Consider the following 9,165-nt stretch of genomic DNA (forward strand, 5'->3'; position numbering starts at 1 on the left):
CCGTGCGGACCCGACCAGGGACGCCGAGGTCATCGGCCTGCTCAACGCCCAGACCCGCGCCGCGGAACGCTTTGCCAGTACCCAGATGGACAACTTCAACCAGCGTATGGAGCAGTTGCACCAGATGCGCTGCGACCGCAATTCGTTCAACGCCAGTTTGCGCAAGGACGGCAGCAACGTACCGCTGGGCGAGGTCGCCAAGGTGATCAAGGAACAACTGGGAGATTCGGCCAACCAGACCGAGCAGGAAAAACGCGAGGCCGCCGCTGCCGCGCAGGACAACTGCAAGCAGGATGACCTGGCGTTCTGGAGCGACGGTTTCGTCAACACCGGCTCGACCCACGCCCGTGGCGCCCAGGGCAACAGTTTCACCACCCTGGGCCTGAGCGCCGGCGTCGACTATCGGCTGTCGCCCACGCTGATCGCCGGGGTCGGGATCGGCTACGGCAACGACCGCAGCGAGATCGGCAGCAACAAGACCCGCAGCGATGCGGACGCCATCGGCATCGCCACCTACCTGAGCCTGAACCTGGCGCCCCAGGTGTTTGTCGACGGCCTGCTGGGCTACAACCGCATCAGCTTCGACTCGCGTCGCTACATCACGGGCAGCAACGACGACTATGCCCGAGGCTCGCGCGATGCCGACCAGTTGTTCGCCTCGCTGACCGCCAGCTACGAGTACCGCCAGGGGCCACTGTCGCTGACCCCCTACAGCCGCTTGAACGCCAGCGTCACACGCCTGGACGCCTTCAGTGAAAAAGGCGGAGGCATCTACGGGCTTTCCTATGACGAGCAAAACCAGCAGAACTTCACTTCCTACCTGGGCCTGCGCACCGGTTACGACCTGATGACCCGGGTCGGCGTGGTCACCCCCAAGGTCGGCCTGGCCTGGGGTCACAACTTCAGTAGCAGCAGCGACTACAAGATGCGCTATACCGACCAGGGCGATGAAGGCCTTCTCTACCGGCTCAAGCCCGATGCCCTGGACCGCGACTTCGCCAGCCTGGACATGGGTGTTGACTTCAACCTCGGGCGTGCCTGGCAAATGGGCTTCTCCTATAAGACCGCGCTGGGTTCGGATGAACGCAACGACAGCCTGCGCATCGGTTTGAACGGGAAGTTCTAGAGGCTGACCACAGGCTAACGCCCCATCACCGGGGCATGCAGAAGGAAATGCTTCCCCTGCCGAGTGACAGGTAAAAAAAAGCCGCCGCAGCCAGGCTGCGGCGGGTGATGCCACTCAAGGGGGACGGGTCTGTGTCGCGCTTAGCTGCTCGGCAGGGTACCGGCCTCGATTTCCCCGGCGGTGCGTTCCACTGCGCGGCGGGTCTTGTCCACCAGTTCGTCAATGTCGCCACGGCTGGCCACCAGGGCCGGGGCCATGATCATCCGCCCGAAGGTCGAGCGAATGATCACCCCCTCTTCGAAGCCCAGGGTGCGGCAGCGCCAGGCGATGTCGTTCTCGTTGGCGAAACGCTTGCGGCTGGCCTTGTCCTCGGCGAACTGCAACGCCGCCACCAGCCCGGTGCCCTGGATCTCGCCGATCAGCGGGTGGTTGCCGAACACTTCCCGCAGGCACTGCTGCAGGTAGGGGCCGGTATCGTTCTTGACCTGGCTCACCACCCCTTCATCGCGCAGGGCCTTGAGGTTGGCAATGGCCACGGCCGCTGCCACCGGGTGCCCGGAATAGGTCAGGCCGTGGGCGAACACCCCGCCCTGCTCCACCAGTACCTGGGCAATGCGCTTGCTCAGCACCAGCCCGCCCATGGGGATGTAGCCGGAGGTCAGGCCCTTGGCGATGGACAGGGTGTCGGGCTCGAAACCGAAATGCTGGTGGGCGAACCATTCGCCGGTGCGGCCGAAACCACCGATCACTTCGTCGGCGCACAGCAGCACGTCGTACTGGCGGCAGATGCGCTGGATTTGCGGCCAGTAGCTTTCCGGCGGGAAGATCATGCCGCCCGCGCCCTGGAACGGCTCGGCGATGAAACCGGCGACGTTCTCGGCCCCCAATTCGAGGATCTTCTCCTCCAGCTGGCGGGCGCAGCGCAAGCCGAACTCGGCGGGTGTCAGGTTGCCTTCGTGGGCGAACCAGTAAGGCTCGTCGATATGCGCCACGTCCGGGATCAACCCGCCCATGTCATGCATGAACTTCATTCCGCCCAGGGCCGTGGCCGCCAGGGTCGAGCCGTGGTAGCCATTCCAGCGGCCGATCATCACCTTCTTCTGCGGCTGGCCGAGGATCTGCCAGTAGCGGCGCACGCTGCGGATCAGCACCTCGTTGGCCTCGGAACCGGAGTTGGTGTAGATGGCGTGGCTGTAGTGCCCGGGCAGCAGGCTGAACAGCAACTCGGACAGCTCCACCACCGCCGGGTGGGTGGTGTGGAAGAACATGTTGTAGTACGGCAATTGCTCCAGCTGGGCGCTGGCGGCAGCGGCCAGGTCCTTGCGGCCATAGCCCAGGTTGGTGCACCACAGGCCGGACATGCCGTCCAGGTAGCGCTTGCCGTCGTTGTCCCACAGGTGCAGGCCCTCACCACGGACGATCACCCGCGGGCCCTCGGCGTTCAGCGCCTTCTGGTCGAGGAAGGCATGGATATGGTGCGCGGCGTCGGCGGCCTGGTAATCCTGGGTACTGCGGGGCGCGGCCGGCTGCGGCTGTTGGTTGGAGGTGCTCATGGTCATTCTCCTGCACGGTAGGCGGGTTCAAGGGAAGGTTGGGTTGCCAGGGTCGGTTCGCCGGGCAGCAGCGGTTCGGGAACGAACAGCGGCTTGCGCATCACCAGCTTGATCCAGACCACGGCGATCAGCGAAATCACCCCCAGCACCACGCCGGCACTGCCGAAGATCCGCGCGGTCATCTCGGGGGATGGGGAAACGTGGTAGATCGCAAACAGCATGCCGACGATACCCAGCACCTGGGGCCAGGGGTAGAACGGCGAGCGGAACGGCCGTGGCGCATCGGGGTAGCGGCGGCGCAGGGCGATCACGTCGATGTGCACGACGATATAGGCCAGCAGCCACGCCAGGGCGGCGGCCAACAGCAGCAGGCTGATGGAATCCGGGTCCTGGCCCAGCAGCAGGATCGGCAGCCCGGTCAGCGCCGCCACGAACAGCACCGCCACCCAGGGCGTACGGCCACGGGGGCTCAAGCGCTTGAACTGGGGAAAGGCCTGGCCGTTCTGGGCCATGCCGTAGAGCATCCGCGGCAGCGCCGCCAGGGACGAGTTGACCGTGCTGCAGGTGGCAGTGATCACCGCCCCCACCAGGAACAGCTTGCCGGCCTCGCCGAACACCGTGGTGGCGAACAGGAAATGCGGCAGCGGATCGCTGGCCAGTTGCGCCCGCGGCACACAGAGCAAGGCACCCAGGCAATAGAGGGTAATCACCAGGAAGATCACGCTCAGGCCGATGATCATCGAACGCGGGATATTGCGCTCCGGGTTGCGGGTTTCCTCCACCAGCGGGCAGACGAACTCGGCACCGACAAAGCCCCAGATGGCCATGGCCGCCAGCGCCAGGGCGCCGACTTGCAAGGGGTTCCAGCCCTGGTCCAGGGGCAGTTGCAGGTCGGCCTGGGCACTGCTCACGGCGCCCAGGCCCAGGGTCAGCAGGATCACCACCATCACCACCGCAAGCACCGTCTGCAGCTTGGCGAAGACGTCGATGCCCAACAGGTTGAGCAAGGTGAACACCCCGAGTACCCCATAGGCCACCAGCATCGGCGGCAACGCGCCGGGGTAGACCTTGCCGATGATCAGGTCCAGAAGCAGCAGCTCCGCGGACAGGGCGAACATCGCCACCACCATGTAGCCGGAGAAGGTCGCGAGGATCGCCGGGAAATGCCCGATGGCCACCTCGGTGTAGCTGCTCAGGCTGCCGGCCCGGGGCACCATCAGCGCCAGTTCGGAAAACGACAGGGCATAGGTCAGGGCCAGCAGGTAGGCCAGCAGCAGCGGGATGAAGAAGCCCAGCCCGGCCATCCCTGCCCCTTGCAGCATCAGCACCATCACCCCCTGGGACACCACCAGGCCGACAGCCACCGAGACCAGTGAACCCAGGCCCAGGACCCGGCGCAGGCCGCCCTTGTTGGTGGGGCTCAAGGCCCCCGTCGAGAGATTTGCAGTCATGGCACGCACTCCGTTCTTATTGTTGTTGTGGGCCTGCCGCCGGGGCGGCAGGTGCAGCGGCGCCAGCCCGGCGCCGCAGAGGGTTCACAGCGCTCAGCGCAGCTGGAACCAGGTGGTTTTCAGTTGGGTGTACTTGTCGAAGGCATGCAGCGACAGGTCGCGACCGAACCCCGACTGCCGGCCACCGCCAAACGGCACGGTGACGTCCAGGGCATCCACGGTATTGACCGACACCGTGCCGGCCCGCAAGCGCCCGGCGACCCGGTGGGCGCGGTTGAGGTCGTCGCTCCACAGCGAGGCGGCCAGGCCGTAGACGCTGTCATTGGCCAGCGTAATGGCCTGTTCCTCGTCGTCGAACGGCGTCACCGCCAGCACCGGGCCGAACACTTCTTCCCGGGCGATGGCCATCGCCGGGCCCACGCCGGTGAGGACGGTCGGCTCGATGTAGTTGTCGCTGCCATCGATGCTCAGTTGCCGGCCGCCACAGGCCAGCTGCGCACCCTGCTCCAGGGCCGCCGCGATATGCCCCATGACGCTGGCGGTCTGGCGCGCGTCGACCATGGCCCCGGCACGGCTGGCCGGGTCCAGCGGGTTGCCCGGCCGCCAGTCCCGGGCCTTGGCCTTGAGGCGTTCCACGAACTGTTCATGGATGCTGCGCTGCACCAGCAGCCGCGAGTTGGCGGAACACACCTCGCCCTGGTTGAAGAAGATGCCGAAGGCGGCCTTCTCTGCGGCCAGGTCCAGGTCCTGGCAGTCGTCGAACACCAGATTCGGGCTCTTGCCCCCGCATTCGAGCCAGACCTGCTTGAGGTTGGACTGCGCCGAATACTGCATGAAGAACTTGCCCACCTCGGTGGAGCCGGTGAACACCAGGCAATCCACATCCGGGTGCAGGCCCAGGGCCCGTCCGGCTTCGCTGCCCAGGCCCGGCACCACGTTGAGCACGCCTTCCGGCAAACCGGCCTCCAGGGCCAGTTCGGCCAGGCGCAGCGCCGAGAACGGCGACTGCTCGGCGGGCTTGAGCACCACCGAGTTGCCCACCGCCAGGGCCGGCGCCAGCTTCCAGGCGGCCATGTCCAGGGGAAAGTTCCAGGGCACCACCGCGCCGATCACCCCCAGGGGCACGCGGCTGATGCTGGCGTGGCTGTTGCGGGCGCCGGGGGCCACCTGATCGTAGAGCTTGTCGATGCTTTCGGCGTACCAGGCGAAGACATTGGCCGCGCCGGGCACGTCGATGTTCCAGGCGTCCATCACCGGCTTGCCCATGTTCAGGCTGTCCAGCAGGGCCAGTTCCTCGCGGTGGGCCAGCATCAGTTCGGCCAGGCGCAGCAGGACCTTCTTGCGCTCCACCGGGGCCATGCGCGCCCAGGGCCCGTGCTCGAAGGCCCGGCGCGCGGCGGCCACCGCCAGGTCCACCTCGGCTGCGCCACAGGCGCTGACCCGGGCCAGCACCTGGCGGGTGGCCGGGTTGATGGCATCGAAGGTAGCGCCGGATTCGGCGGACAACCGCTGGCCGCCGATCAGCGCCTGGTCAATGAATGTTTGTCGGGCAGCCCGCTGCTGCCAGTAACCGAGATCGAACACGCTGCATTCCCTCATCGGCCGTTGCGACGGCCTGCTGGTTATTGGGTCCAGAGCGATGGTGCGTCACAGCGGGCCAGAGGAAAAATACTAAAAATATGTTCGAGTCCCATGAAAAAGCTCTGCAACCAGACGGCCTGGCGCCCCACGCAAAACGCCGCCATCCGGAGGTCCGGATGGCGGCGAATGGGCACTGTCTCACGGCGAGGGAGCCTGGGTTGAGCACATCCGGTTCAGGCCGGGTGCTCCAGCCAGTCGCCCAGGCGCAGCAACAGGGCGTCGCAGGCGTGCAGTTGCTCAAGGCAGATGAACTCGTCGGGCTTGTGGCCCTGGTCCATGCTGCCCGGGCCGCAGACCACCGTGGGAATCCCGGCCTGGTGGAACAGCCCGCCCTCGGTGCCGAAGGCCACGGTGCCGAACTCCCGCGAGCCGCTGAGCAGCGCCAGCAGTTCGGCGGCCTCGCTGTCGGCAGCGGTGGCCAACCCCGGGTAGGCACTCAGAGGTTGCAGGGCGATCCCGGTGTCGGCCTGCACCGCCTGCATCTGCGGCAGCAGCTGTTCCCGGGCATAGCCTTGCAACTGGTCCACCACTGCCTGGGCGTCATAGCCCGGCAGGGTGCGCACCTCGAAATCGAACTGGCACTCGGCCGGCACAATGTTCAGGGCCCGGCCGCCCTGGATGGTGCCGGTCTGCACCGTGGAGAACGGCGGATCGAAACGTGGGTCGTGGTGCTCGGGTTGCGCCAAGCGGCTGCCGATCTCCCCCAGCTTGCCAATCAGCCGCGCCGCGTACTCGATGGCATTGACCCCATAGGGCGCATAGGCGGAATGGCAGGCCGCGCCGCGCACCTGGCAGCGCATGGCCAGCTTGCCCTTGTGGCCGAGCACCGGGCGCAGCTCGGTGGGCTCGCCGATCAGGCACAGCAGCGGTTTGTGCGGCCGCTGCTGCATTCGTTCAAGCATCGGCCGCACCCCCAGGCACCCCACCTCCTCGTCATAGGAAAAGGCCAGGTGCACCGGCAGCCGCAAGCGGCGCCGGGTCAGGCCCGGCACCGCAGCCAGCACCGAGGCGATGAAACCTTTCATGTCGGCGGTACCGCGGCCGTACAGGCGCCCTTCGCGCTCGCTGAGGACAAAGGGCTCGACACTCCAGGCCTGGCCGTCCACTGGCACCACGTCGGTGTGGCCGGACAGCACCACACCGCCACGATCCTCGGGGCCGATGCTGGCAAACAGGTTGGCCTTGGTCCGCTCCGGGTTGTAGATCAGCTCGCTGTGCACGCCATGGCTGGCCAGGTAATCGCGGATGAAGCCGATCAGCTCCAGGTTGGAGTCGCGGCTGACCGTGGCAAAGCCCACCAGCCGCGCCAACAACTCGCGGCTCGATTGTTCACTCATTGCCCGGCACTCCGTAGCTGGGCGCCGCCGTCGGGTCCAGGGCGCGGGTCAGGTAGTCCTGCATCTGCGGCCGGTAGGCCTGCCACAGGCCGGCGAGCTGGCCGATGGGGTCGGCGTCGGCCCAGTCCACCCGCAAGTCGACGATGGGCCAGGTCAGGTCGTCCACCACGCTCAGCGCCGCCGAATGCACCGGCCCCGCCTCGCCCCCCGCCGCCATCGCTGCCTGCATCGCCGCCAGCAGGCGCTCCACCAGCATGCCCGGGGTGTTTTCAAAGGCCTGGACCATGGCCTCGATCACCTGCGGGCCTGCCAGCAGGTTGCCGGCCGCCACGCACTGCTCCCCCGCCACAGCGTTGTGCTGGCCCAGGGCTTCCTGGCCGCTGAACAACGCGGTGCGGCCCTGGCTGTCGATCACCGTGACCTGGCGATACTGGCTCCAGCCGTTGCTGCCCAGGGCCCGGTCCAGGGCGCTGGCCGGGTCGAGCTTCTGGCCCTCCAGCAGGTCGAGGATCTGCGGGCCCAGGGCCGGCAAGGTGACGTTCTGGGTCGCCACCGCGCCCACTCCGGCCCGCACCCAGGGGCAGCGCGCGCCCACGGCGATGCTGGAAGAACTGATGGCGATGCCCAGCTGGCCGGTTTCGGCGCAGCGTCCAACGATGGAAAAAGTCATGCAAACTCCCTGGCCCACAGGGCCTTGTGGCAAGCGCGGCACAAGGCCGCCGGAAACTTCGGCAACCCCCTCACTCGGGGATCACCGCGATCACGTCGATCTCCATCAGCCACTGCGGCTGGCCGAGGGCCGAGACCACCAGCCCGGTGGAGATCGGGAACACCCCCTTGAGCCACTTGCCCACCTCCTGGTACACCGGCTCGCGGTAGCGCGGGTCGGTGAGGTAGGTGGTGGTCTTGACGATGTGGCTCAGATCGCTGCCGGCCTCTTCCAGCAGTTGCTTGACATTTTTCATCGCCTGCTCGGCCTGGGCCCGCGGGTCGCCGAGGCCGACCAGCCGGCCGTCGAAGTCGGTGCCGACCTGGCCGCGCACATACACCGTGTTGCCGGCGCGCACGGCCTGGCACAGGTCGTTGTCCAGGGACTGGTTGGGGTAGGTGTCCTTGGTGTTGAACATGCGGATGCGAGTATGAGTAGGCATCAGTGGGCTCCCACGGGGCTGAGGTTGAGGGCCAGTGCTTCGGCGGTAGCCGTCGGCTGCCGGGCGTCGCTGTAGGCCTGGTACTTGCGCTGGGTGGCGATGTGGTCGGCGACATGCTTGGCGTCGTGCCACACCCCCCAGATAAACGACGAGCCACGGCGCGACAGCCAGGGCAGGCCGAGGAAGTAGACCCCCGGCTCGCGGGACACGCCGCGCTGGTGCAGGGGCTTGCCCTGTTCGCTGAAGGTGTCGACCTGCAGCCAGGAAAAGTCCACGGCGTAGCCGGTGGCCCAGATGATCGAGGTGATGCGGGCCTGTTGCAGGTCGAGTTCGAGGATCGGCTGCTTGACGCAGTCCGGGTCCGGCAGGCGCCGGCGGGCTTCGGGCTCCAGGGGCAGGTCGAGGCCGTTGCGGGCGATGTAGGCATCCGCCGCGTCCAGCAATGCCAGGTAGTTCTCGTCGCCCCGGGCCAGGTTGTCCAGCAGGTCGGCCTGGAAGGTCACGTGCTCGCCGGCAAAGGCCTTGGTCAGCCCCACCAGGGTGATGCCCTGGTGCGCCAGGGCGCGGAAGTCGATGGTCTGGCCGCCGCGGGCGCCGCTGACGGCAATGGTCACGTGCTCGCGCCCCGGCTTGGCGATCTCGGCGTCCCACTCTCCCAGCACCCCGAGCCACCAGCAGAAATCCCGGTTGCGATAGGAGCGCGGTGGCCGGTCGTGGGCCCCCACCGACAGGTAGACCCGGCGCCCCGCACGCTGCAGCTCATCGGCGATCTGCACCCCGGACGACCCCGCGCCCACCACCAGCACCGCGCCCTCGGGCAGTTGCTGCGGGTTGCGGTACTCGGCGGAGTGGATCTGCGTCAGCCGGTCATTGGCCGGGGCAATCGGCGGGATCACCGGACGCTGG

General features: G+C 67.3%; 8 protein-coding genes. 1 reads left to right on the forward strand and 7 read right to left on the reverse strand.

Going from position 1 to position 9,165, the window contains the following annotated elements; translation table 11 throughout:
• A partial coding sequence (locus F6S12_RS27710) for an autotransporter outer membrane beta-barrel domain-containing protein (protein WP_315869546.1) occupies nt 1–1,126 on the forward strand: 1,126 nt, incomplete at its 5' end.
• 140 nt (nt 1,127–1,266) lie between these two features.
• Here the strand turns inward: F6S12_RS27710 and F6S12_RS27715 are convergent.
• From F6S12_RS27715 to F6S12_RS27745, 7 genes are all read right to left on the reverse strand, one after another.
• The gene (locus F6S12_RS27715; protein WP_011061801.1) at nt 1,267–2,679 is read right to left on the reverse strand and encodes an aspartate aminotransferase family protein; all 1,413 of its coding nucleotides are present in this window, start codon (nt 2,677–2,679) and stop codon (nt 1,267–1,269) included.
• 2 nt (nt 2,680–2,681) lie between these two features.
• Nucleotides 2,682–4,130, reverse strand: a complete 1,449-nt coding sequence (locus F6S12_RS27720) for an APC family permease (protein WP_072450079.1) — start codon at nt 4,128–4,130, stop codon at nt 2,682–2,684.
• Nucleotides 4,131–4,223: 93 nt separating this feature from the next.
• Nucleotides 4,224–5,714, reverse strand: coding sequence for an aldehyde dehydrogenase (locus tag F6S12_RS27725; RefSeq protein WP_123430588.1), 1,491 nt, complete (start codon nt 5,712–5,714; stop codon nt 4,224–4,226).
• A 230-nt stretch (nt 5,715–5,944) separates the two neighbouring features.
• Nucleotides 5,945–7,108, reverse strand: a complete 1,164-nt coding sequence (gene argE, locus F6S12_RS27730; RefSeq protein WP_315869547.1) for an acetylornithine deacetylase — start codon at nt 7,106–7,108, stop codon at nt 5,945–5,947.
• Nucleotides 7,101–7,778, reverse strand: coding sequence for a DUF1028 domain-containing protein (locus tag F6S12_RS27735; RefSeq protein ID WP_011061805.1), 678 nt, complete (start codon nt 7,776–7,778; stop codon nt 7,101–7,103). Before F6S12_RS27735 ends, argE begins: the two co-directional genes overlap by 8 nt.
• Before the next feature lie 70 nt (nt 7,779–7,848).
• On the reverse strand, nt 7,849–8,259 hold the full coding sequence (locus F6S12_RS27740; protein ID WP_011061806.1) for a RidA family protein: 411 nt from the start codon (nt 8,257–8,259) through the stop codon (nt 7,849–7,851).
• A partial coding sequence (locus F6S12_RS27745) for an NAD(P)/FAD-dependent oxidoreductase (protein WP_315869548.1) occupies nt 8,259–9,165 on the reverse strand: 907 nt, incomplete at its 5' end. The genes F6S12_RS27740 and F6S12_RS27745, both read right to left, overlap by 1 nt.

Source organism: Pseudomonas sp. JV245A (assembly GCF_032424515.1).
GTDB lineage: Bacteria > Pseudomonadota > Gammaproteobacteria > Pseudomonadales > Pseudomonadaceae > Aquipseudomonas > Aquipseudomonas protegens.

Excerpts from the sequence above, each read along its gene's own strand:
- F6S12_RS27735 (WP_011061805.1), bottom strand. The coding sequence starts at position 7,778 with ATGACTTTTTCCATCGTTGGACGCTGCGCCGAAACCGGCCAGCTGGGC.
- F6S12_RS27720 (WP_072450079.1), bottom strand. The coding sequence starts at position 4,130 with ATGACTGCAAATCTCTCGACGGGGGCCTTGAGCCCCACCAACAAGGGC.
- argE (WP_315869547.1), bottom strand. The coding sequence starts at position 7,108 with ATGAGTGAACAATCGAGCCGCGAGTTGTTGGCGCGGCTGGTGGGCTTT.
- F6S12_RS27740 (WP_011061806.1), bottom strand. The coding sequence starts at position 8,259 with ATGCCTACTCATACTCGCATCCGCATGTTCAACACCAAGGACACCTAC.
- F6S12_RS27715 (WP_011061801.1), bottom strand. The coding sequence starts at position 2,679 with ATGAGCACCTCCAACCAACAGCCGCAGCCGGCCGCGCCCCGCAGTACC.